22 protein-coding genes and 1 tRNA gene are annotated in these 23330 nt (G+C 60.2%); 9 read left to right on the top strand and 14 right to left on the bottom strand.

What is annotated here, in order from left to right; genetic code table 11:
- Positions 1 to 2 precede the first annotated feature (2 nt).
- Positions 3 to 1673, bottom strand: coding sequence for an acyl CoA:acetate/3-ketoacid CoA transferase (locus ACZ5OO_RS07015; RefSeq protein WP_013266465.1), 1671 nt, complete (start codon positions 1671 to 1673; stop codon positions 3 to 5).
- Between the two features lie 90 nt (positions 1674 to 1763).
- On the opposite strand from ACZ5OO_RS07015, the gene ACZ5OO_RS07010 reads away from it, so the two are divergent.
- Positions 1764 to 2474, top strand: coding sequence for a phosphoglycolate phosphatase (locus ACZ5OO_RS07010; protein WP_464078097.1), 711 nt, complete (start codon positions 1764 to 1766; stop codon positions 2472 to 2474).
- A 101-nt stretch (positions 2475 to 2575) separates the two neighbouring features.
- On the opposite strand, the gene ACZ5OO_RS07005 is transcribed toward ACZ5OO_RS07010, so the two are convergent.
- Positions 2576 to 3865 (bottom strand): MBL fold metallo-hydrolase, encoded by a 1290-nt coding sequence (locus tag ACZ5OO_RS07005; RefSeq protein ID WP_013266463.1) that lies wholly within the window; start codon positions 3863 to 3865, stop codon positions 2576 to 2578.
- Positions 3866 to 3963: 98 nt separating this feature from the next.
- On the opposite strand from ACZ5OO_RS07005, the gene ACZ5OO_RS07000 reads away from it, so the two are divergent.
- Positions 3964 to 4308 carry a nascent polypeptide-associated complex protein gene (locus ACZ5OO_RS07000; RefSeq protein WP_013266462.1) on the top strand — a complete coding sequence of 115 codons (345 nt, stop codon included), beginning with the start codon at positions 3964 to 3966 and terminating at the stop codon, positions 4306 to 4308.
- Here ACZ5OO_RS07000 and ACZ5OO_RS06995 read toward each other — a convergent pair.
- The gene (locus tag ACZ5OO_RS06995; RefSeq protein ID WP_013266461.1) at positions 4295 to 5032 is read right to left on the bottom strand and encodes a helix-turn-helix domain-containing protein; all 738 of its coding nucleotides are present in this window, start codon (positions 5030 to 5032) and stop codon (positions 4295 to 4297) included. The genes ACZ5OO_RS07000 and ACZ5OO_RS06995 overlap by 14 nt on opposite strands.
- 193 nt (positions 5033 to 5225) lie before the next feature.
- On the opposite strand from ACZ5OO_RS06995, the gene ACZ5OO_RS06990 reads away from it, so the two are divergent.
- Both ACZ5OO_RS06990 and ACZ5OO_RS06985 read left to right on the top strand, forming a co-directional pair.
- Positions 5226 to 6092, top strand: a complete 867-nt coding sequence (locus tag ACZ5OO_RS06990) for a sulfite exporter TauE/SafE family protein (protein ID WP_013266460.1) — start codon at positions 5226 to 5228, stop codon at positions 6090 to 6092.
- Between the two features lie 12 nt (positions 6093 to 6104).
- On the top strand, positions 6105 to 6503 hold the full coding sequence (locus ACZ5OO_RS06985; RefSeq protein WP_013266459.1) for a DUF1634 domain-containing protein: 399 nt from the start codon (positions 6105 to 6107) through the stop codon (positions 6501 to 6503).
- Between the two features lie 5 nt (positions 6504 to 6508).
- Here ACZ5OO_RS06985 and ACZ5OO_RS06980 read toward each other — a convergent pair whose 3' ends face one another.
- From ACZ5OO_RS06980 to ACZ5OO_RS06970, 3 genes are all read right to left on the bottom strand, one after another.
- On the bottom strand, positions 6509 to 8428 hold the full coding sequence (locus tag ACZ5OO_RS06980; protein WP_464078096.1) for an AMP-binding protein: 1920 nt from the start codon (positions 8426 to 8428) through the stop codon (positions 6509 to 6511).
- 112 nt (positions 8429 to 8540) lie between these two features.
- Entirely contained in the window at positions 8541 to 9335 is a 795-nt protein-coding gene (locus ACZ5OO_RS06975; RefSeq protein WP_013266457.1) for an aldo/keto reductase, read from the bottom strand.
- A gap of 333 nt (positions 9336 to 9668) precedes the next feature.
- Entirely contained in the window at positions 9669 to 10991 is a 1323-nt protein-coding gene (locus ACZ5OO_RS06970; RefSeq protein ID WP_464078095.1) for a lyase family protein, read from the bottom strand.
- A 129-nt stretch (positions 10992 to 11120) separates the two neighbouring features.
- On the opposite strand from ACZ5OO_RS06970, the gene ACZ5OO_RS06965 reads away from it, so the two are divergent.
- From ACZ5OO_RS06965 to ACZ5OO_RS06955, 3 genes are read left to right on the top strand one after another with little or no spacing between them, the layout of a single operon-like run.
- On the top strand, positions 11121 to 11984 hold the full coding sequence (locus ACZ5OO_RS06965; protein ID WP_013266455.1) for an ABC transporter ATP-binding protein: 864 nt from the start codon (positions 11121 to 11123) through the stop codon (positions 11982 to 11984).
- Positions 11971 to 12708 carry an ABC transporter permease gene (locus ACZ5OO_RS06960; protein WP_013266454.1) on the top strand — a complete coding sequence of 246 codons (738 nt, stop codon included), beginning with the start codon at positions 11971 to 11973 and terminating at the stop codon, positions 12706 to 12708. Before ACZ5OO_RS06965 ends, ACZ5OO_RS06960 begins: the two co-directional genes overlap by 14 nt.
- The gene (locus ACZ5OO_RS06955) at positions 12705 to 12863 is read left to right on the top strand and encodes a hypothetical protein (protein ID WP_013266453.1); all 159 of its coding nucleotides are present in this window, start codon (positions 12705 to 12707) and stop codon (positions 12861 to 12863) included. The genes ACZ5OO_RS06960 and ACZ5OO_RS06955 overlap by 4 nt, the downstream gene beginning before the upstream one ends.
- Here the strand turns inward: ACZ5OO_RS06955 and ACZ5OO_RS06950 are convergent, their stop codons facing one another.
- Positions 12864 to 14282, bottom strand: coding sequence for a threonyl-tRNA synthetase editing domain-containing protein (locus ACZ5OO_RS06950; protein ID WP_464078094.1), 1419 nt, complete (start codon positions 14280 to 14282; stop codon positions 12864 to 12866).
- A gap of 40 nt (positions 14283 to 14322) precedes the next feature.
- A complete protein-coding gene (locus ACZ5OO_RS06945; protein WP_013266451.1) occupies positions 14323 to 15114 on the bottom strand; it encodes a sugar phosphate isomerase/epimerase family protein in 792 nt (263 codons plus the stop codon).
- Between the two features lie 199 nt (positions 15115 to 15313).
- On the opposite strand from ACZ5OO_RS06945, the gene ACZ5OO_RS06940 reads away from it, so the two are divergent.
- Positions 15314 to 16549: an FprA family A-type flavoprotein gene (locus ACZ5OO_RS06940; protein ID WP_013266450.1), complete on the top strand. Its 1236-nt coding sequence runs from the start codon at positions 15314 to 15316 to the stop codon at positions 16547 to 16549.
- Here ACZ5OO_RS06940 and ACZ5OO_RS06935 read toward each other — a convergent pair.
- On the bottom strand, positions 16524 to 17054 hold the full coding sequence (locus tag ACZ5OO_RS06935; RefSeq protein ID WP_013266449.1) for an inosine/xanthosine triphosphatase: 531 nt from the start codon (positions 17052 to 17054) through the stop codon (positions 16524 to 16526). The two genes, ACZ5OO_RS06940 and ACZ5OO_RS06935, sit on opposite strands and share 26 nt — an antisense overlap.
- A 128-nt stretch (positions 17055 to 17182) precedes the next feature.
- On the opposite strand from ACZ5OO_RS06935, the gene ACZ5OO_RS06930 reads away from it, so the two are divergent.
- Positions 17183 to 17269, top strand: a tRNA-Ser gene (locus ACZ5OO_RS06930).
- 19 nt (positions 17270 to 17288) lie between these two features.
- On the opposite strand, the gene ACZ5OO_RS06925 is transcribed toward ACZ5OO_RS06930, so the two are convergent.
- The 5 genes from ACZ5OO_RS06925 to ACZ5OO_RS06905 form a co-directional block, all read right to left on the bottom strand.
- Positions 17289 to 18455 carry a DUF1464 family protein gene (locus tag ACZ5OO_RS06925; protein WP_464078573.1) on the bottom strand — a complete coding sequence of 389 codons (1167 nt, stop codon included), beginning with the start codon at positions 18453 to 18455 and terminating at the stop codon, positions 17289 to 17291.
- 37 nt (positions 18456 to 18492) lie between these two features.
- Positions 18493 to 19440 carry a beta-ribofuranosylaminobenzene 5'-phosphate synthase family protein gene (locus tag ACZ5OO_RS06920; protein WP_464078572.1) on the bottom strand — a complete coding sequence of 316 codons (948 nt, stop codon included), beginning with the start codon at positions 19438 to 19440 and terminating at the stop codon, positions 18493 to 18495.
- A gap of 266 nt (positions 19441 to 19706) precedes the next feature.
- Positions 19707 to 20252, bottom strand: coding sequence for a DUF4382 domain-containing protein (locus ACZ5OO_RS06915; RefSeq protein ID WP_013266446.1), 546 nt, complete (start codon positions 20250 to 20252; stop codon positions 19707 to 19709).
- A 91-nt stretch (positions 20253 to 20343) separates the two neighbouring features.
- Positions 20344 to 21888, bottom strand: coding sequence for a radical SAM protein (locus tag ACZ5OO_RS06910; RefSeq protein ID WP_464078093.1), 1545 nt, complete (start codon positions 21886 to 21888; stop codon positions 20344 to 20346).
- Complete coding sequence (locus tag ACZ5OO_RS06905; protein WP_464078092.1) at positions 21875 to 23314, bottom strand: B12-binding domain-containing radical SAM protein; 1440 nt, start codon at positions 23312 to 23314, stop codon at positions 21875 to 21877. The genes ACZ5OO_RS06910 and ACZ5OO_RS06905 overlap by 14 nt, the downstream gene beginning before the upstream one ends.
- Positions 23315 to 23330: the final 16 nt, after the last annotated feature.

The raw sequence follows: 23330 nt of genomic DNA, 5'->3' as shown, positions 1-23330 counted from the left end.
CCTCAGACCCTTATGGCCTTCACTAGCTCCTCCTTCATGCCCATCTTCTTGGGCATGAAGATCCTCGGGTCCATGAGCTCCGGCTCCCTCTTCATTATAGGCTTGAACTCCATCTTGGCGAGCACGTCCTTCTCCAGGTCGACGCCAGGGGCCACCTCTATGAGTTCCAGTCCCTCGGGCGTCAGCCTGAACACGGCCCTCTCGGTTATGTAGAGCACGTTCTTCCTATTCTCTATCATAACCTTCGAGGAGCACCCGACCTTGTCCACCTTGTTGACAAACTTAACTATGTTTCCGTCGGAGATTATCCTTAGCTTCCCGTCGGCCACCTCATACTTTGTCCCCCTGCCAGCCGTGAAGAGGCCTGCATAGTAGATGTCAGGCGCCCCTGACGCTATAGCTGGGAACCCTCCTGGCCCAGGTATCTTTGACTCCGTGAAGAACGAGTTGACATTGCCGTACTTGTCTATCTGCATGAAGCCCAGGGAGGCCGCGTCGATGACCCCTCCCTCGTACATGGTGAACTGGTCCGGCACCGAGAGTACTGCGAAGGCCCCTATGGAGACCCCAAAGTCAGGGCCGTAGAGCGGCCTTCCTCCCCACGTGCCTGACTCAACGGTGAGCACCACCAGGTCCTGTATGTCCTCCTCCATCGCCACCTCGCCCACCATAGCCGGTATGCCCACGCCGAGGTTGACCACCACAGGCCTCCCGTACTTCTCCACGAGCCTGGCAAGCTCGAGGGCCACCCTCCTGGCCACTACCTTCCTCTCGTCCAGGCCGCTCTCCATCTGCGCCGTCATAACGTCAGCCGGGGGTATCACCCTTCCAGCTACTATGGGGTCGTAGTCAAAGCTGTGGGACTGCCTGTGGTACTCCCTGGGCGCAACTACAACGTAGTCCACCAGCGGTCCGGGAACGACCACGCTCTTGGGGTTAATGGTGCCGAACCTGGCCACCCTGAGCACCTGGGCTATAACTGTGCCCTTCTCTGGCATGGCCTTAGTCGCCTGAGCTATGTTAAGCACGGTGCCGTAAGCCACCTCGTCCTCGAGGGACAGGTTTCCTATCTCGTCGGCCGTGCTCCCCCTTATGAGGGCGAACTTGGGCTTCGGGGCGGTGTAGAGCAGGTACTCCTTACCGTCTATGTTGAGCAGCTGCACCTTGACAGTCCTCCTCTCCTTGGCGGTCTCGTTAAGGGCTGTTCCGTCATACCTTGGGTCAGCGGTGGTGTTGAGTCCGACCCTGGTCAGGACGCCAGGCCTGCCGCTCCCGACCTCCCTGAACCAGTAGGCCAGGATCCCGATGCTCCAGGCGTAGGCCTCGAACCACTCCTCCTTTATCATCTTCTGGAGGGTCTCGCTCCAGCCGTAGAAGGCCACCAGCATGCCCCTTATGAAGTCCCTGTCCCCCCTCTTGTACATCATCTGGGCTATGCTGTCAAGCCCCCTGCCTGGCGTCCCAGGGAACGTGTCACTTATTATGAAGAGGTTCCTGGGGTGGCCGGTCTTCAAGTACAGCCTGTAGAGCCTCTCTATGAGGTAGTCGGGCGACGTTATCTCGTTGAAGCCTGAGATGGCAACGACGTCGCCGTCCTTTATCTGCGACAGGACGAAGTCTGGGTCATTAACTATTTTCTTTCTTGCTATCAGGCTCACAACGCTGTCGCTCATATTAAGTTACCTCCGAATCTGTGCTTCAATTACTTTAGAAGTATGTAGGGGCTTTAATATTTACTGCGAGAGCTAAAGCTGGGAGCGCGGTTGCCGCTGAAGGCTGTCGGGTCAGACGTTGACGGCACGCTCACCGTGAGGAGGGGCGACCTAAGGGTAAGCGTGCACGCGATCAGGGGGATAAGGCTGCTGGAGTCCCGCGGGGTCAAGGTTATCCTGGTCTCAGGCAACAGCCTCCCCGTGACCGCAGGCCTCAGCGTCTACCTTGGCTCCAGCGGCCCCGTCGTGGCTGAGAACGGCTGCGTCATAATGTACAGGGGACAGATATACCACGTGTGCTCCGGCAGGCCCCCCGAGGGGCTGCTCAGGAAGCTCCAGGACCTCGGCCTCAGGCCCAGCTGGCAGAACGAGTTCAGGTACCACGACATGGCCTTCTTCATGCCCAGGGGGGTAGACGAGAACTCGAAGGCCGAGCTGCTGAGGGCTGTGTCAGAGGTAGCCGAGGCCCACGGCCTCAGGGTCCTCTGGAGCGGCTACGCCGTCCACATAAACCCTGGCAACGGCAAGGGCGAGGGGCTCCTGAGGGCCCTTGAGCTAATAGGGGTCAGCGCCTCCGAGGCGGCAGCCATAGGGGACGGCGAGAACGACCTCGACATGCTCTCAGTGGTGCCCATAAGCGGCTGCCCGGGCGACGCGGCCCCCGCGGTTAAGGTTAAGGTTAAGTTCGTGGCCAGGGGCAGGGGAGGCGCCGGCTTCCTGGAGTTTGCCAGGTGGCTTCTCGCTAAGGGAGAACGCAACTAAGCGTCAGGCGAGGTTCCCTCTCTTCACAGCCTCAACGGCTCAGCACTCGGCAAATTCCTCATTCACTTGAGCTGTGGAGGTCCAGACAAATAAGGCTGCCGCTAGTCGACGGGTATCTCGTCGCCGTTCTGGGGCACCAGGACCTCAACGTCGCCCAGCTCGTCCTTTATCTTTGACGCCAGCCTCATCTGGCCCTGGGGCTCCCCGTGGACCAGGATGACCTTCCTGACCCCGGCCAGGGACTTCAACGTCTGTAAGACTCCCTTCCAGTCTGTGTGGCTCGAGAAGTCGAATATCTGCAGCCTCGCCTTCACGGGCAGCTTCCTCTCGCCGTCAAAGAATACTCCCTCCTCAAGGGCCTGCCTGCCAGGGGTGCCCGGCGCCTGGTAGCTCACTAGGAACACTGCGTCCTTCTCGTTCTGAACCATCCTTGTGTAGTAGTACAGGCTCGGGCCGCCCTTCAGCATGCCCGCGCTTGATATTATGACTCCGGGTTTCTTTAGTGCCTTCTTCCTGTCCCCCCAGCCCTTCACCACCTTCTGGTCCTCAAGGGCCTTGGCGAGGAGCCTGGGGTCCTTGATGAAGCTGCTGTGCGCCAGGTAAAGGTCGGTGACGGACCTTATCATGCCGTCTATCCAGACGGGCCAGCCGAAGCCCTTCTCCTCGAGGAGGCACATTATCTCCTGCCCCCTGGCTACGCTGAACGCGGGGACAAGCACGGTGCCGCCCCTCTTGACCACGTCCTCCACTGACTCGTAGAACTCCTTCTCGGTGTTTTCCCTCTCGGGGTGCGTCACGGTGGAGTAGGTGGACTCTATTATCACGGCGTCGGCCTTCACCCCGGTCAGCTTGTGGGGGTTCATGAGCTTCGTCTCTATGGTGTTCATGTCGCTGGTGTACAGCACCTTCCTGCCGTTCACGTCAACCAGCACTGAGGCGGAGCCCGGTATGTGGCCGCTCGACATGAGGGTCAGGGTGAAGTCGTCGAGTTCAAAGGACCTCTCGTAGTCCACGCTCTCGGCCACGCCAAGCATGTCATCAACTGTGCTGTTGTCGAATATCAGGTTGGGCCCGTTGAGCTTTATCATGTCGTAGAGCAGCAGCCTCGTCACGTCAAGGGTGAGCGGGGTTGCCAGGAGCCTCGGCTTGACAGATATGAACAGCGCCGGGGCTGCCCCCACGTGGTCCAAGTGGCTGTGGGTCAGCACCAGGGCCTCAACGTCCTTGGGCCTCACGTGAAGCGGGTATATGGGCTGCTCGTTCTCATCAAAGTTGACGCCGTAGTCCAGGAGGACCATGCGGCCCCTGTGCTCTACACCTATGGCTGCCCTCCCGACCTCCCTTCCGCTGCCCAGGATCCTTACCTTGGGCGTTTCGTCACTGCTACCCATCTTTCATCTGACCTGTTCCAATACAGCTTCCGCTGCCCTTGTGTAACAGAAGGCTATATTAAGCGATACTTACCATGAAGTTGTAGGAGAGGCCGTTGATGGGGGTCAACCCAAGGGAGCTCAAGAGGATGCTCAAGAGGATGGGCATCGAGGCCGAGGAGCTGGAGGCCACCAGGGTCACCATAGAGGCCAAGGACAAGCAGTTGGTCGTCGAGGAGCCTCAGGTAATAATAGTTAGAGGGAGGAACCAGCCCACTATGATATATGTCGTGGGGGAGCCGAAGGAGGTCAAGCCCCAGCAGCCGGCGCAGCCCCAGGTGAGCGAGGAGGACGTGAAGCTCGTGGCGGAGCAGGCCGGGGTCGACCTTGAGACCGCCAGGAACGCGCTCATAGCTGCCAACGGCGACATAGCTGAGGCCATACTCAAGCTCAAGGGATCGTGAAGCCCCTGCCGCCCGTGCGGCTCCTAAGCCTCTGGACGAGCTCGTCGACGCTGTTGAGAGTGCTGAGGACGAGGGGTATCCTGTCCAGCCTCGCCAGCTCTATTGACAGGTAGTCCACGTGCTCCCTGGGGCCATGGATCACTATTATGCTGGGCTTCACCAGGGACACCCTGACCGCTACCATGGGGCTCCTGCCCGCCGTGACCTTAGTGAACACTATGACCCTCTCGGGCACGGAGCCCAGCATGGTGTAGAACTGCATGCTGGTGAGCTCAGTTATGGCCTTAATGCTGTCTATCACTGTGTAGCCGTATGCCACTATGCCCTTGGGGTAGTCGGGGTAGAGCAGTATGCCGTCAACGGTTATTATTATGTCCTCAAGTGTCATGGGCTCGCTGAACTCCTGCATGTCTATTATGCCAGTGGTGGGTATGCCGAGCGCCTTGACCAGGTTCTCGGACCTCTTCGTGCCCTTCTCGGCGTCAACCTTGAGGAGGGCAGTGACGAACCTCCTTATGAACCCCGCCCCCGGGCTCCTCCTGCCCTTCTCGTAGTCACTGAGCACGCTGGAGGAGACCCCCATATACTTAGCGACCTCCTGCTGGCTCAGCTTGAAGTACTCCCTCCACTTCCTCAGGGCGGCGCCGGGGGAGTCGCTGAGCACTATGTCGCCAGCTATCCTGACGGCTACTGCCTTGTAGGCGAACTCCTCAAGCTCCTCCAAGGGGGTCCCCGCAGGGGGTACTATGGGCAATCTATTAAGCGGATTTAGATCAACAAATTAACTAGTACTCGTTTGAAAATATAATTACTGGTTTTAAAACATAGCTATCAGTTCATAATTATATTGAAACATTACAGCTGAGGTGAAAGTCTTTTTAATTACCCTACCTAACCCTTGCCTTAGGGCACAGGGGATGCTTCACGTACCGATAGACGTCTTCTTCGCCCTTGTGGTAATAGTAAGTATAATATCGGGCTTCCTTGGCGCCCTGGTAGGCCTTGGCGGCGGGACCTTCCTGGTCCCCCTTTACACGCTGTTCCTTGGAATTCCAATAGCCTACGCCACAGGCGCAAGCCTTATATCAACGATAGCCACCTCCAGCGGCTCGGCCAGCGCTTACGTTAAGGACAGGATAACTAACGTGAGAATAGGCATGGGGCTGGAGATAGCTACCACCACTGGCTCCATAGTGGGCTCCCTGACCGCGGCCTTCGTCTACGCCCACCACCTAGAGTACATAATTTATATAGTGTTCGGCGTAGTCCTCCTGAGCCAGATATACTTCCAGATGGAGAGGTCCAGGTTTGAGCTCCCAAAGCCCATAAAGCCTGACTGGACGACGAGGGTCTTCCAGCTGCACGGCGAGTACTACGACGAGGCCCTGAAGCAGGAGGTTAAGTACTACGGAGTCCGCTGGTGGCTGGGGGAGACGATAATGTTCTTCGCAGGCTTCATATCAGGCCTCCTCGGGATAGGCAGCGGGGCCCTCAAGGTGCTCGGCATGGACTGGGCCATGAACCTGCCCATGAAGGTCAGCACCACGACCAGCAACTTCATGATTGGCGTCACGGCGGCCACGGGGAGCGCCATATACTGGGCCTTCGGCCTTATACAGCCCATACTCGCTGGCTTCACGGCCCTCGGCGTCCTGCTGGGCTCAATGACTGCCTCCAAGATATTGCCCAAGATAACCAACAGGTCCATAAGGTACATATTCACTGCAATACTGGCGTTCCTAGGAGTTGAGATGGTACTGAGGGGTGTCGGCATAATACACTGAGGGGTGAGGACGATGCCCAGGAACATAAGCTTCGAGGACATAATAGGGTGGACCCTCAGGGTGGGGGTCCTAATATCGGCAGTCTTCATAATATTCGGCATAGGCCTGATATACGTCCACAGGGGGGCAGGCATCTACACGTTCAAGGACTTGGTCGCCGCCAACTCCCCGGTTAACACGTCGATACTGCCGGTCAGCTACATAAACTCCAGGACAGTCATGGGCCTCAACGGCCTGGCCTACGTGCTCATAGGCCTCATAATCCTCATGGCGACGCCCGTGGTAAGGGTTGCCATAGGCATAGCGCAGTTCGCACACGAGAGGAACTGGCTCTACACGTTCATCACCGCTGTGGTGTTCATAAACCTGATGCTAGCAATATTTGTCATACCTGCCCTGGTAGTAAAGTAGCCCTTTTACGACTGCTGCAGCAGCTTCCTGAACTCCTCCCTCACCTGCTCTATCATCCTCCTGGTGTCCTCAAAGGCTGCTGGGTCGTCAAGGGTTGAGGTGTCGCCCAGCGGCTCCTGGTTAAGCGCTGCCCTCAGCAGCCTCCTCATTATCTTCCCGCTCTTGGTCTTTGGCAGCTTCCTCACGAATACAACCCTGTCAACTATGTAGCCGGCGTTCCTGGCGTAGGCCTTTATGTCCTCGGCCAGCTGGTCGCTGGGCTGGTAGCCGGGCCTGAGCACAACGAAGGCCAGCAGCGCCGAGCCCTTGCCTCCGGGCAGCGGCATGCTAGCCGCGGCCACCTCGGCAACCGCGGGGTGAGTGCCTATGGTGCTCTCGACCTCCATGGTGCCTATCCTCTGGCCCGTGGTGGCTATGACGTCGTCCGCCCTGCCAAGCACGTAGAGGTAGCCGTCCTCATCCATGTAGCCGTAGTCGCCCGTGTAGAAGTAGCCCGGGAACCTTGACCAGTAGGTCTTAATGTACCTCTCATAGTTGGGGTCGTTCCACATCTTGCCCAGGGCCGGCGTGTAGGGGCTCAGCACTATGTAGCCCTTGTTGCCGGGCGGGAGCGGCTTGCCCTCGTCGTCAACTATGAGGACCCTGGTGGGCGAGAAGGCTATCCCGGCGGAGCCTGGCCTGAATGGGATCTCGGCTATGCCGTAGGGCGTCGCGGCTATGGGGCTCAGGTGCTCCGTCATCCAGTACGCGTCACCTATGTACGTGTTGGGCAGGTTCTCCCTGAACCACTGCCAGGCGCCCACGTTGAGCGGCTCCCCGGTGTTGAGTATTATCCTCAGGGTGGACGTGTCGCCTCCCGTCACCGACTCCGAGCCCAGGCCCTTCAGAGTGTAGAGCGTGGTCGTTGAGGACCACACGTGGGTGACCCCAAACCTCTCAACCACCTTGGCGAAGAGGTCTGGCCTCTGGCCCACGAAGCCCTCGAAGAGCACAGCAGTCACGCCCATGACAGGGGCCGTGTAGAGGTTTGCCATGGGCCACACCGGCCACCCCAGCTCAGATATGGTCCACCAGACGTCGCTGGGCCCCAGGTTGAACAGCGCCTTGAAAGTCCAGTTAAGCGCCACCACGTAGCCTCCCTGCGTCTGGGTTATCCCCTTGGGCCTGCCGGTGGTGCCGCTCGTGTAGTATATGGTCCCCACGTCGCTCGCGTCCACGGGCTCCGGCGGCACGTAGACCTTCCCCCTGGGAGCTATGTCCTCATAGACCACGTCACGGCTGCCGTTGACGTTGAAGTCGCTGAAGCCCCTGCTGACCACCAGGACCTTCTCGACGGGAGTCTTGAAGTTGTTGAGCACCCTGTCGGCTATGTCCTTTATCCTTATCTCCTGGCCGGCCCTGAAGCCCTTGGATGCGACCACCAGGACCTTTGACCCGGCGTCCTGGAGCCTGAAGGCCATTACGTCATCACTGAGCCCAACGTAGTGTATTGCCAGTATCGCCCCAAGCCTGTGGACGGCCAGGCCAAAGTAGACGGCCTCAGGTATGCTCGGCATTATCATCGAGACCACGTCACCGCGCTTGACGCCAAGCTGCCTCAGGACGTAGGCAGCCCTGTTGACCTGGTAGTACAGCTCCCTGAACGTTATTGCCCTGTAGTCCAGGGACTCGTTGGTCCAGTAGAAGGCCACCTTGTCGGCCTTGTCCCTGAGGTGCCTGTCCACGGCGTTATATGAGACGTTCATGAGGCCTCCTGCGAACCACCTCTCGGTCGGCGGGCTCCCCTCGAGGACCTTCGCCGGCCTCTGGAACCAGTCTATCAGGTCCACCTGCTGCGCCCAGAAGGCGGCCGGGTCCTTTGAGGCCAGGGAGGAGAGGGCCTGGAGCTTCCTTACAGAGTATATCTCCTCCGTAACCTTGGACAAGGCAATAATCACCTCTTATTCCACACTTTTCCTACTTCTTTACAAAAATGTATACAGGAACTTATAACCTAACTGCAATCGCCTATATATGCGGCAAGGCCCCGCTGTTGGCCTAGAGGGACCTTATGTAGTTATAGTCCTCGTCGCTCAGGCTCCAGCCCACGGCGCCCAGGAGCTCGTCTATGTGCTCCTTCCTCGAGGCCTTGGGTATGGGCAGGGAGCTCCTCATGAGGTAGTTGAGGGCCACCTGCACGGGCGTCTTCCCATACTTGGCCCCGACCCTCGCAAGCCTTGAGTCAGAGCTCACGGAGCCCCTGCCGAGCGGCGAGTAGGCAACTATGGTGACCCCCGCCTGCCTCGCGAACGGTATGAGGTCCCTCTCGGCCCACCTGTTGTAAACGCTGTACTCAACCTCGTCAACTACCACCTCGTGCCTCCTGGCTAAGCTCATGGCCTCCTCCAGCAGCTGCCTGTCGAAGTTGCTCACCCCCATGCACCTTATGACTCCCCTGTCCACCAGGTCCTCAAGGGCCCTGATGGACTCCTGCAGCGGCACGTCCCTGCTGGGCCAGTGCAGCAGGTAGACGTCTATTGACTTCACCCCCAGCCTCCTCCTGCTGGCCTCTGCCGACCTCACCAGGTCGTCGTAGTGGAAGTGATTGGGCCAGACCTTGCTTATAATTATCACGTCATCCGCGACGTCCGCGAGGGCCCTCCCCACCAGCTCCTCTGTGTGGCCGCCCCCGTACATCTCGGCCGTGTCGAAGACCCTTATGCCGCGCTCGTAGGCGTACCTTATGGCGTTAACGTAAACGTCATCCCTGCTGTGGTCAGGGCTCCAGAACCCGCCGCCCATGCCCCAGGTGCCCAGGCCGAGGGGCGAGGCCTCCTTGTCGCATAGCCTCAAGCTTGACCCTATTTAGCGGCCGCAGCATAAGGAAATAAGCCTGAACCAGTATAGCATTCAGGGCTGTGAGGACCCAGCTATCCCTGAAACGTGATGATAATGGCCTTTGCTGAGCCCTGAAAGCCCTCGGCAAGTTAACCTAACGCGGGCTTCGGAGCCCTCAACTAGGTAACGGCTGTGGACAGGTCTGAGCCACGGCCCGTTCAACAGCGTTGAAAGTGTAGCCTTGATGTTCGGGCCTAAGCAACTGCTAGAAGCTCATCCAGAGCCTTCGCAGCCCCTTGTTATCATGCCGCTGCGAGTTACCCTGCCCATTAAACATCGCTAATCGGGCTAGCGCAGCCTCACGGGACCTGTAAGCTTCCTTACGTCCGAGAGCAGCTCTACGACTTTCCTAGCTTTCTCTTCATCCTTGACCGCTGACCTCACGGCGTCCTCGAGCGAGGCCCCCCTGCTTATGGCCTCCGAGATGGCCGCCGCGACGTCATAGCCCACGAGCGGCGAGAGGAACGTCACAAGGGCCTGGCTTGAGGCCGCGAGCTGGAGCATCCTCTCCCTGTGCGGTATGACCTGTGACACCGTCCTTGCCAGCTTCCTGGCCATCTCAGCAAGCAGCTCAACCTCCTTAAGCACGTTGTACGCCACCACTGGGATGCCCATGTTAAGCTCGAGCTCCCCCAGCGAGGCGCCCCAGGCTATAGCCTGGTCGTAGCCAAGCACCTGGGCGGCCCCCTGGTTAACGGCCTCAAGGGTCACGGGGTTCTTCTTGCCCGGCATCATGCTGCTCCCAGGCACGTCAACTGGAACCTCAACCTCGTTCAGGCCAGTGTTGGGGCCGGAGTTCAGGAGCCTCAGGTCGTTGGAGATCCTCAGCATGTCAAGGGCCAGGGACCTGAGAGCCCCGCTGAGCGCTACTACGTCAGAGAGCGACCTCATGAGCGCCGACTTAGACGGCGAGGGCCTGAGGCTCACCCCGCTCAGGGAGCTCAGCTCCTTCAAGGCAACCTCTGCGAACCTGGGGTCCGTGTTAGCCCCAGTGCCCACCGCGGTCCCGCCGAGGGGCACCTCATACAGCAGGCCAAGCACTGATGTCACGGCTGAGAGGTCCCTCTCGATCATGTGCGCATAGGCTTCCATCTGTTGCCCGAGAGTTATGGGGAGGGCGTCCCTCAGGTGCGTCCTCCCTGGCCTCACTGCGTCGCTGAACCTGGAGCCGGCCTCCCTCAGCGCTGAGACGAGCTCCCTGACGGCCGGCAGTAAGTCCTCATTGATGGCAGCTACTGCGGCCAGGCGGAGGGCCGTTGGCATGACGTCATTGCTGGACTGGGACATGTTGACGTCGTCGTTTGGGTGAACCCTGCAGCTGCAGAGCCCCGAGGCCAGGTCAGCCACCACGTCATTTATGTTCATGTTTATGCCAGTCCCCGAGCCAGTCTGAAACACGTCAACAGTTACCTTGTCGTCGTGGGCCCCCTTGGCCACCTCGAGGGCTGAGGACTCTATGGCTGAGGCCTTCACGGCGTCCAGCAGGCCCAGCTCCCTGTTGGCCCTGGCGGCGGCCGCCTTAATCATGGCGACTGCCCATATGAGCCTCCTGGGGGGCCTGGTGCCGGTCTCAAGGTAGTAGGGCCTCGCCCTCTCCGCGTACGAGCTCACGCCTACCCCAGGCTTTTCCTGCTACTGAAGGCTATTACGGCTGAGGCCTTACCGCGCCAAGTCCTGGGTAGCAGTTAATAGGGCTTAAGGCGACCCTGTATCACTAGGACTCCAGGCAAGGTGGGGCCTTTGGACGTAATTGAGACCGAGGACCTGCGAAAGGTCTACCCCAACGGGGTTGAGGCGCTCAAGGGCGTCAGCGTTAGGCTTAGCGCCAGGGTGCCGTGTATAATAGGTCGAAACGGGGCCGGCAAGACAACGCTCGTCAGGATACTCTCAACCCAGCTCAGGCCCACAAGCGGAAGGGCCCGAGTCCTGGGCCTGGACGTGGTCGCTGACAGGGAGGCGCTGAGGAGGAGAATATGCAGCATACCGCAGGAGGCAAGACCCATGGGCGTGGCCTCGCCCTACGAGCACGTGGTGATGTACCTCGTGGCCAGGGGCTGGTCAATGTCGGAGGCCAAGCAGGCGGCCCGAAGGGTGCTCAAGGACGTAGGCCTTGGTAACTTCATGGACATAGCCACGGACGAGCTGAGCGGCGGCATGAAGAGGAAGGTGTTCCTGGCCATGGCCCTGGCCGCCCAGGCGGAGCTCACGTTCCTGGACGAGCCCACTGCCGGCCTTGACCCCCTCTCTAGGCTTGAGACCTGGGGGGCCATGAGGCAGCTCAAGTCCTACATACTCCTCACCACCCACGACATGGAGGAGGCCCAGACGCTGTGCGAGTACCTGGTCCTCCTGGACTCGGGCAGGGTGATAGCCCAGGGAACCCTTGAGGAGCTCATGAGGCCTCTCCAGGGCAAGGTCAGGGTAGAGGGCTACGGCGACATAAGCATAGGTGGCATGAGGATATCATACATGACGCCGGAGGAGGCCAGGGGGCTCATAAGTGACGGCCTCAAGGTCACGATAAGGCCGGTTAACCTTGACGACGTCTTCATAATAAACGGCATCAGGCCCCTGAGCGAGGATGAGGGGAATGGCGAGGCTTAAGTTAAGTCCAAGGTTTGTGCTGACGTTCGCCTGGTTCTACGGCTGGTCGTCAGTTAAGCGGGGGCCGGGCTGGGTGCTCTCATACATGGCCTGGCCCCTGGCCCTGCTCTTCATGATATACATGCTCAGCAGGGGGAGGCTCATTGACTACGCCATACTCGGCGGCGTCATCTCAACAGTCACCAGCAACGCCCTGAGCGCCCTGGGCGACACAGCGTTCATGAAGCTCGAGATAAAGCTTCAGGACCTCCTGGTTGCCGCGGACGTGAGCCCAATAGAGTACCTGGTCGGCATAGGCCTCGGCAACCTCCTCTACTCCTTCCCAGGCCTTGCGGTGTTCCTGGCCCTGCTAATAGTGTTCAGGGTCCTGACGACCCCCCTTGAGTGGGCCGTGCTGGTCGTAGCCCTCCTGTTCCTGGCCGTCGGGGGCGCCGGGCTCGCCTTCCTGGGCGGGAGCAGGCTGAGGCACGTGAGGAACTCGTGGGGCCTGGCCTCCTTCCTCTCCATATTCCTCACCATGATACCGCCGATATACTACCCGTACACGGCGCTGCCCAGGCCAGCCCTCTACGCCCTCATGCTGTCCCCCGCGACGCCCGCGGCCGTCTTTCTACAGCAGCTCATGGCTGGCGACCCGCCCTCCTTCGCCCTGCTAGGCATATTTATAGTGGAGAACATCGCATACGCCATGTTAGGGCTGTGGCTGGGAAGGTGGGAGGATTGACCAAGTGGAGGGTCAGGTGCACCGAGTGCGGCCTCGAGAGGGACCTTGAGACAGGCATGGACCTGAGCACGCTGAAGGGCAACAGGATATACATGTACTGCCCCAGGTGCAGGAGGAACACGTTTCACGAGATACTCGGGAGGAGCGAGGACTAGTCACTCGGGCGGCTGGAAGCTCCTGCCGGGGCCTGAGGCCAGGAGCTGGGAGACCTCCTCAACTAAGGCCTCGGCCTGCACTACCTCCTGCTGGCCCTGGAGCCACCTCCTCCTTATGTTTACCGTGTTGCTCTCCACCTCCTTGTCGCCCACGACCGCTATTATTGGAACCCATGCCTTGCCTGCGGCCCTGACCCTGGCCCCAAGGCCCTTGGTGGGCGGGTCAAGGTAGGCCCTGGCGCCCACGTCGATGAGGTCCTGAAGGAGCCTCCTGGCGTACTCCACGTGCTGGTCCTTAACGGGTATCACAGCCACCTGGAGGGGTGACAGCCAGAATGGCAGGTACGGCGTCTTGCCGGAGTCCGCCAGCTTGAGGCCGAAGTCTATAAGTGACGACATTATCAGCCTCAGCGGGCCGAAGCACGTCACCTGCCTGTCCCTAACAGCGCCGTGAAGGCCCAGGGCGGCCAGCCCCCCTCCCCTCGTCCTGTAAGCGAGGAGCCGGAGGGAGTACTGGATGTCGTAAGGTATCGAGAAGCCCTTGGAGGTCCCCACGTCAATCCACGTCGTGTCCTTTGATATTCCCTCCTCAAGCTCTTCAAGCATCTTAACCATGGCCTCGTCGCCCACGTCGGTGGGCGCAACTATCATGTCAGCCCCCGGCAGCGGCGACCTGACCCTCACGCCCGACTCGGCGTACCTGCCAGCGTCAAGGCACGACTTGACCACCGCCGCGACGCCGCCTATTCCGTAGACCTGCTCTGGCCCGCCGCCCCTCGTCTCAACGTTTGCGAGCCCCAGCCTCTCTGCAAGCCATGATGAGAGGGCCCCCGTGGCCACCTCGCCAAGCGACGTCAGTCCGCCGCTGGTCAGGCCCAGCTTTGACTGCGAGCCCAGGGACTCGTTGTCCCATGGGCTGCCCACCTCGACCTCCTTAGGCAGGAGGCCCCTCTCTATGGCCTCCCTTATCCCAAGCTGGGAGCCGTCGCCCGGCAGGTACCAGGGCCCCTTGGGCGCGGTTATGGTCCTTGAGAGCTCGCAGGCCGGGTGGCCCGGGCACGTTATTGTGAACCCCTTATACCACCCGAAGGGGGCTCTGGCCGTCTGGAAGCCCATTGACTTGAGCTCGTCCTCAACCTTCCTAAGTATTTCAGCCGCCACGTCCGGAGGGGCCAGGCTTGGCGACAGGTGGGCAAAGGGGTAGACCACGGCGCACTTGACGCCGGACCTCCTGGCGTGCTCCGCTATCTCCATGGCGGCCTGCCCTGCCAGGTCCGGCGTGTCGCCCTCCTCAACGCTTATGAAGCCCACCACGCAGTCCTTGCCCTCAAACTTTGAGGGCGGGTCGGGCGGGTTGTCTATGGCCTCCTCAACGGCCCAGAACTTGACCTCCGAGACGTGTATCATAAGTAGCCTCAAGGCCAGCCCCGGCTCCCAGGGGGCTTAGGCCTTAAAAGCGTCAGCTGAAGACGTTCCTGTTGAACATCTTCAGGAACCTGACGTAGTTGTCGCACTTCGCCTCGGGGCCGCCGCACGAGACCTCGTAGGTTATCTGGCCGTCGAAGTGCAGCAGGGCCCCGGCCACCCTGTACCAGTCCACTGTCCCAGTCATGGGCAGGGCGTGCTCGTCCGCGTAGCCGTCGTTATCATGCGCGTGCACCTCCGCTATCAGGCCGGCCTGGGACGCCTTGCTTATCTCGTCGGGCGGGCTCTTCGTGTTGACGTTAAGGTGACCGACGTCTATGCACAGCTTGAGGCCGTCGACGGAGCTCGCCATCTTAATCAGCTCGTCAACGCTGGAGCCGACCAAGTCGCCCTCCAGCCTGTTCTCAACGGCCAGCGTGAGGCCCAGCTCCCTGGCCTCCTTGACGAGCCTGCCCAACACGCTTACGTTAGCCGCTATGGCCGACTCGGAGCGCTTGAGGGGGAGCGTGTGAATGACCGCTATGGTGGCCCCCATGTCCCTGGCGGCCCTCATCCAGCGTATCATGCGGGTAACTGCCCCCTCCTTGCCCTGGGCAAGCATGTCAAGGGTTGGCTTGTCATAGGGCAGGTGCACGCTTGAGACCAGGAGGCCCTGACGTTTAAGGGCGGCCTGCGTCTCCTCAAGCAGCGCGTCCTCCTGGCCCTTCCTGTTGATGAAGTTATCGTAGCTAAGCTCGTAGTAGTCGACGCCCATGTTGTGCAGTTTCACTACCGCCTCCGCTGGAGGCAGCGTCCTGTAAAGCATAGTAGCGTAGGCGACCCTCATGTGCGCCACCGCTCAGTGGTAGCCAACTCTAAGTTTTTAAGCACTGGAAGGCGCTGCCCTCTGGGAGCAGTTCTAATAAAAGAGATTGGTTACTGCACAAAAGTATACATGCTTCTAGACAAAATTTTCTTCTAATTAAGAGATAAAAACGTATAAATGCTGCTTTTAATTAACTTAAGTTAGAATAAAGGTGACAGCAGTGAGCTACGCGGACCTCAGCTCCGCAGTTAAGGTAGTTGACGGGGTTTACTGGGTCGGCGTCAACGACACCAGGAAGGTAAGGTTCGAGAACATGTGGCCCATACCCGAGGGGATCTCCTACAACGCCTACGTCATAGGGACGGGCGGCGGCTACGTGCTCGTTGACGGCGTTGAGGAGGAGTACACCGACCTCTACCTGGCCAAGCTGAGCAAGGTAGTTGACGACATGGACAAGGTCAAGTACATAGTGGTGAACCACCTTGAGCCGGACCACCAGGGGTCCCTGGAGGAGACGCTGAGGAGGGCGAGGAACGCCAAGGTGCTGATATCTGCAGTGGGCGCCAGGATGATAAGGGACTTCTACGACGTGCCTGAGGACAGGGTGGTTCCAGTTAAGGACGGCGACAGGCTTGAGGTAGACGGAAAGATCCTGAGGTTCATCTACACGCCCTGGCTCCACTGGCCTGAGACCATGGTGACCCTTGATGAGACTGACTCCGTGCTCTTCACGTGCGACGTCTTTGGCTCCTACGTGGCCCTGAGGGGAGGGCTCTTCGACGACCAGCTTGAGATGGAGCACTACATAGAGGAGGCCAAGAGGTACTACGTCAACATAGTGGGGAGGTACACCAAGAACACCATTGACGCCCTCAACAAGCTCTCCGCGGTCCTTGACAAGGTGAAGGTTATAGCGCCTGCCCACGGGCCGCTGTACAGGGGCGACCCAAGGCTCCCCGTGAAGCTCTACTACGACTGGGCCCTTCCAAGGCTTGAGCCAGAGGTGTCAATACTTTACATAAGCATGTACGGCCACACGGTGGACGCCGTCAAGAGGCTCAGCGACATAGTTAAGTCCCACGGGCTCAGGGTGAGGCTCATAGACGCCGCCGAGGAGCACATGTCATACGCGCTGAGCTACAGCAACAACTCGGCCGCCGTGCTCACGGTGTTTCCAACGTATGACGCCTCGATACCGATGCCCCTAAACAACATACTCTACACATACCAGGTCAAGATGTTCGGCAGGGGCAGGGCCGCCGGGGTGGTCACAAGCTACGGCTGGGGGCCCGTGGCGAAGCTCGCGGCTGACACGCTGACTAAGGCAGGCTTCAGGGTCGTGGAGCCCCTGGTCACGTTGAGGACAAGGCCAAGGAAGGAGGAGCTCGAGGCCCTGGACAAGCTTGGCGAGAGAATCGCCGAGGAGGCCCTCAAGGCGCTCGAGGGAGGCCATTGAGCCCGGCTAACGCCATCAGGGAGGCCCACCTGACCAGGTCCTTCCTCACCACAATTCCCTTTGTCATGAGCCCTATTATGCCCTCCCTTGAGCCTATGTCCCTTATGCCGTACCTGGCCTCAACCGCCCTGTCAAGCTCGGAGCTCATGGATTCCCTGGCCAGGTCCTCAGGCACCTCAAAGGCGGGGGAGGCGCCGCAGGCCACCTTGCCGCCCTTCATTACGCAGGCAATAGTTGTGACATACCACGCGCTGTCAACCTTGAACATGCCAGACTCGACGCCTACCCCAACGTGGGCCCTGGCGGCCTCAAGGGCCCTTGACGCCCTAAGTATGGCCAGCCTCCTCGTCTGCTCAAGGCCCACAGGCTGGGGAGGCAGGCCGCTGACGCTGACAGGAATTACAGTGGCGCACCCGTAGAAGGCCTCAAAGGCCTCCCTGACGCCGTCGACCTTGACGGGGTTCTGGCTCCCCAGGGCAACGTCCAGGCAGGGCCCCTCAGCCAAATGCCTTCACCTCATCGGTACCCTTAGTGCCGGAGGTAATACATCACTGAGGCCCTCCCCCTGCATGCAGGAGCTGGGCCTGGCGGAGTTAAAGGTTATAAGCACCTTGCCTTTCCTCCTTAACAGGTGCCGCGGTCGCCTAGCTGGCCAGGGCGCCGGCCTGCTAAGCCGGTGGGGGAAACCCCGCGCGGGTTCAAATCCCGCCCGCGGCGCCACTCACTTCTGTGACGGCCATCATTGCTGTGTCCCCTTGCCTGATCCATAGCTTTGTTGATATCCTTCTGGCATCGCCCTTGGCTCGGGGTCGACGCCCAGGAGCCTTGAGTAAGCTCTCCTCAGCTCCTCCCTGTCAAACATTGTCACATAGTCAAATATTGAGCCCGAGCTCTCCCTCAGCCTCATGACATCAACCAGCTTCCTGTACCTGCCGCCCGCAAGGCCGTTGGCTATGACCGCCGCGCCCTCCGCAGCCTCCTTAGCCACCCTGCCGCTCGTCCTGAGCTTGACGACCCTGAGCCCCGTCCAAAGGCCCTGGAGGCCCCCGTTTATTGCCCTGCCCAGGTCATCAACGAATCCCTCGACCCTCGAGAACCTGCCGCTGACGTAGACGGCCTGCGGCCTCGTCGACACCAGGAGCGACATGACGTCCTTGGCGGCTGACTCGATAAGCGCCCTGTAGCCGTCGCCCCCAGAGGAAACGAAGTCCTCCACTGGCCTCGTGAAGGGGTTCCCCTGGCCCAGGTAGGCCGCTCCCCCCGCGAAGAGCATCTCCTTCGTGATCCTGGACACGTTAGAGATGGCATAGGCCACCTCGCCGTCAACGCAGCCGGAGCCCAGGTAGCCCGGGAAGCCCGCCGTGCCGGCGACGCCGTCTACCAGCTGGCCTGAGCTGACCGCCATGGCCGAGGTGTACGCAAAGCCCACCTCAACTACTATTAGGTTAACGTCGTTATAGCTTAAGTTGAAGGCCTCGGCGTGCCTGGCTATGGCCAGCGCTGCGCTGTAGACCTTGTCAGAAGTCCCCATGTCAACCCTGTTCAGCTTCCTGTAGGCAGGCACCGTGGGCAGCTGGACCACGCCCGGGGTGAAGTAGGTGATATCCCTGAGCTCCGGTTCCTCCTTTATCATCTTCAGGAGCCTCCTCAGGCCAAGTATCCTGTGACCCTTGGCGGCGTCCTCGGCCGATATGAAGGTGGCAAGCGCTATCTCCTCGTCACTGGCCTCCCTGGCCAGCTTTAGCGGTATCCCGTAGCCGCTTGAGGCGACCACGGTGTCAACGCCCTTCTCCCTCACTATCTCCTTAAGCCTCCTGAGCACGGCCCCCGGGTCCCTGACCATGTAGTCCCTGGGTATTGACTCGTCAGCTATGACCTCGTTAGTTTCATCGTCGAAGCCAAAGATGTCGTAGCTCTTCGTGCCCGAGTCCGTCCCCAGCGCCCTAACCGTAGTCCACCACCTCGATACCCCTGTTCCTGCCCCTGGTTATGAGCACCTCACCCCCTCCGTTAGCTTTAAGGAGTTCCTCGATCTCTGAGGCGGCCCTCTCGGCCTCCCGCTCGTCGTCAGTTAGGCCGTAGAACGTGGGTCCCCAGGATGACTGAGCGGCGCCATAGGCGTGCTTCAGCATGATCTCAATGCCCTTCTCAACGAGGGGGCAGCAGTACGTGCCCCCCTGGTAACTTGACCAGGCGAGCCCCAGCAACCTGTTGAACTCCGTCAGCGACTCCCCGAACTCCTTGATGTCGCCCTCGACGAAGCCTGGGAGCATCTTCATTAGGACCAGCCTCGAGAGCCTGGAGGCCAGGCCGCAGTCCTCCCTGACCTCTGAGAGCGCCTTGTCCTCTGAGCTGGCCCTGAACCTCTGTATCCGCGGGAGGGGACCGTAGGGGAGGGCCACTATGAAGAGCCAGCGGGCGGGTATGTCGCCCCTGAAGATCAGGGGAGGCACCTCCCTCTCAGCCATGTCCTTCCTGAAGCCCCCCTCAACTATGAAGCCCCCCACCTTGGCCGCGTAGAGGCCTAGGGCGGTCACGAGCCCCCTCCTGACCGCAAGCGCCACGTCCTCTAGCCTCAGGCCGAGGCCGTAGAGCCTTGACACCCCCTCCGCCACAGCGAAGTAAAGGCCCGTGACGTAGCCCAGGCCTGAGTAAGGGGGGTAGCTCCTCTCTACCGTCACCCTGGCCCCCCTCAGGTTAAACCTCTCCCTAAGCGTCCTGAGGGCCTGGAGCGCGTGCTGGTCGTTTGACTCGAGGATGTCGGACTCCTCGACCCTAACGACGATTCCTGGTCCCTCCAGGGTAAAGCCCACGGTGCCGTAGAGCCTGCCCATGTCGCCGCACAGGTCAAGGTTGCCGGCGTGCAGGTGGCTCGGTGCGAACACCCTCACGTACCTCAAGGGGATCCCCTGCAGTGCTGGCCATCAAGGTAAAAGTGAGTTGCGAGCCCGCTGCGAGGGGGCAGGGTAGTCGCTAGACGCGCCCGCTGGCAGTGAAGCGATAAGGCGAAAGGCGGTAAACTGCAGTTCCATGACCCGCCTGCCGTTAAGCTCGGCGGTCGGACGAGGGTCAAGTCCCTCGCTTGATCGCGAGTTAACATAAAAAACGACTGAAGTGAAAGCGCAGGGACAAACGGGCAGGATAATTAGGGGCGCGGCTAGGCGGTGGTGTTAGTCGTGGTGTTCGGCGGCGCGTAGTAGGCGTAGGCGACGGCCACAGGGCTCACTATGTAGCCTCCGGCCGCCTGCGTCACGTGCGGGCCCATTGATATGACCAGGTACGCCCTCCTGCCGGCGGTCACGTTGAGGCCCCCGTTAACTATCGGTATCTTAAGCGCGTTGCTCGGGAGCTTCGCTGAGACGTTTACGGAGCCGAGCTGCACAGTGACGGAGCTCACGTAGAGCCTAACCTCGTTGTAGACGCCTGGCGGCAGGTTGGCCTGGGCCACCGCCTGGGGCACGCTGGAGAGCAGCACGGTTATGGTCCTGTTAGTTATTGTAAGCCACTTGCCCGTGCTGGCCGAGTGCACCATGATTGACGTCACCGTGAGGTATATTCCTGTAGTAGTAACGTTACCTCCCCTGCCGGGGTCGCTTATGTAGACGTAGACAGAGCCCTGAGACCTTGAAACGGCCAGGTACGCGCCTCCCGCAGCCACGGCTATAATCACTATCACTATGGCCGCTATTGCCGAGGCCCTCACTCGAGTCACCCCAGCCCCTGTGTAAGGCCAAAGCTGAAAAGGGCTGGGCCGGGAGAGGGCGCGGGAGGCCTAGGGAAGGGCCGGCACAGCCTCACTCCCGCCCTGAGGTCTCTTTAGCGTTGACTACCCTCACCCTTGGCGCCTTCGACGCCAGCTGCTGCCACTCCTTGAAGTTATAGATGCACCCTGGGTCAGGGGCCAGGGGGTCGCCGTAGTAGCCGTAGGCCCTGGCCCTGCAGCCGCCGCATATGTTCCTGTAGGGACAGACCCTGCAGTACCCCTTCAGCTTGTCCCTGTCCCTGAGGTCGTTGAAGAGCGGGGTCTTGGTCCAGATGTCCCAGAAGCTCTGCTTCCTGAGGTTCCCTACCACCACCGGGAGGAAGACGCAGGGGGAGACGTCCCCGTTGGGCTGTATGGCCGCATATATCCTTCCGGCGCCGCAGCCGCCGACGAACTCAGCGACGGCCTTAACTATCGGGTCACCGCTGACGGCGAAGTGTGTTGGGGCCACCTCCTGGCCTCCGCTGACCTGCAGTGCGACGCGGCCGTACTGGGGCGCCGTGCTCACTATCTGAAGCCCTGGCCTCCTCTTCATCTCCTGGTATATGCTCCTGAGGAACTTCTCCCTCTCCACGGGGTCGAGGTCCAGCCAGACGTTCTCGAGGCCCCTTCCGGTGGGCACAAAGTTGAAGAATATCACCCTCTTCACCCCTATGTCCTCGGCCAGGTCCAGGAGCTCCTTCACTTCACCTATGTTCATCTTAGTTATGGTCACAGCCATGCCGTGGTCCATGCCAAGCTTCACCGCGTTCTCAAGGGCCTTCACCGCCCTCTCCCAGGAGCCGGGCACGCCCCTGAACTTGTCGTGCTTCTCCGGGCTGGCGCTGTCTATCGAGACCTCGACATACTTCAGTCCCTCCTCCTTGGCCTTCTCAAGCTCGTTTATGTTAGCGAAGACCCAGCCGTTGGTGGCCACCGCCGCGTGTATGCCCCTCGACGCTATGGCCTTAAGCACCGCGTGGAAGTGCGGGTGTATCGTGGGCTCCCCTCCGCTGAGGGCTATCGAGGCCACGCCGGCCCTGTCGAGCTCGTCAACCACCCTGAGCTTCTCCTCAAGCGTCAGCTCGTCAGGTGTCGGGGCCCCTGCCCTCTGGTAGCAGTGCATGCACCTGAGGTTGCACATGTTTGTGAAGTTCCACACTATTAGGAACGGCGCGGGCATCTTCTGGGGCACGGTGACTCCGTAGAGGCCCAGCCCCTTCATTACGAGGGCGACGCCCCTCCTTATGGCGGGGTCGCTTATAGACTTCCTCGCGTCCTCGACGTCGCCGTGAAGCATCCTGATGCCAAACTCTATGGTCTTGTCTATTATTGGTATGAGGAACCTGGCGTAGAGGGGGCACTCTACTATCTGCTCCCCAACGAACCTGCTGAGGGCGTGGTAGATAAGGGGCGCCTCCTTCACCGTGCCGTCGCCGTACTTGACCCTCACGGTCCTTGACGCCAGCCTAAGCGACGCCCTGGTCACAGGGTTGTTGAACACCAGCCTGACGCCGGCCAGCAGGTGACCTATGTTGCCCCTCCTGCTGTCATCAGGGTCCGGCCCTGCTGGGGAGAAGCCCTCACTCACCTTCACCACCCCACCTCAGGGGCTCAAATATGCGGCCGACCGCGTCACCGAAGGCCGAGAGGGTCTCCCTCGCGAGCACCGACATGAGGTCGCCCAGGCGGCCGGCCCTGAGCTCCTGCGATATGAAGCCCAGCCTCAGGTAGAACTTCCTGTAAGCGTAGATAAGCGCCCTGCCCAACTGCTCGGCAGTGAAGTGGAAGCCCCTCATGACAGGCCTCACGGTAGTGTAGTGCTCCCAGTTGGTGTCCACTATCAGGTTGTGCTTCACCGCGAAGTCCCAGAGCGGGGTGCCCGGGTACGGGGTCAACGCCGTGAACTGGGCGTAGTCCGGGCTCAGCTCCACGGCGAGCTGGGCGGTCCTCTTCATGTCGTCAACGGTCTCCCAGGGGAAGCCAAGTATGAAGGAGCCCGTTGCGAACCCCTTGAGCTCCCTCTTCCACTCAAAGACCCTCCTGGCCTGCTCTATGGTTATCTTCTTGCCTATCCTGTTCAAGGTCTCCTGGCTGGCCGACTCAACGCCGAAGTACAGCGCGTTGCAACCGTTATCATAGAGCAGCTTCATTATGTCCTTGTTCACGTGGTCCACCCTGCTGCCGCACGAGAACTTTACGTCGAGCCCCCTTGACTTCAGCTCAGCGATGAACTCCCTCACGAACCTCCAGTTGGCGGTGAACTCGTCATCAGTGAAGACTATCTCCCTGGCCCTGTACCTGTTCACCAGGTACTCTATCTCGTCAACCACGTTCTTGGCGGACCTGTACCTGTACCTCCTCCCCCAGTAGTAGCTTGTTATACAGTACATGCACCCGTACGGACACCCCCTGCTGGCCATGACGTGGGCTATCCTGATGGGCTTGTTGAAGAGCGTGTACTTATCCATGTCCAGCAGGTCCCTGTCGGGCCAGGGAAGCTTGTCAAGGTCCTCTATGAACGGCCTGTCGGGCGTCACTACGGTCTTGCCTCCCTCCCTGAAGGCTATGCCCTTCACCGACCTCAGGGCCTCGTAGTCCTTCCCCTTGGACTCAAGGGTGCTCGTGAGCTCAAGCATCGTGAACTCACCCTCCCCCCTCACGACAAAGTCAAACCCGGCGTCGAGCGCCTCGTCATACATGTAGGTTGGGTGCGTCCCCCCTGCAACTAAGATTACATCTGGCATCTCCTGCCTAAGCGCCTTGGCAGCCATGTAACCCTTGGGGGTAAGGGGGGTCTGCATCGAGATCCCAACTATGTCTGGGCTAAAGGCCTTGACCTCGGCCATCCACGACTTCAAGTTGAGCTTCCTTGTGGGGCTGTCAACTATCTTCACCTTGTGGCCGGCCTGCTCAAGGACTGAGGCTATGTATGCAAGGCCGAGGGGAGGGGCCCTCATCCCCGTGACCTTGTAGATCTCCAGGTTATGGACGTCCGGGGGGAGGGCCAAGAGCACCTTCACTGTTTATCTCCCTATT

It is taken from the genome of Acidilobus aceticus, assembly GCF_055392325.1.
Note: the sequence above shows the minus strand (reverse complement) of the source record. Positions and strands in the feature narration are given on the sequence as shown.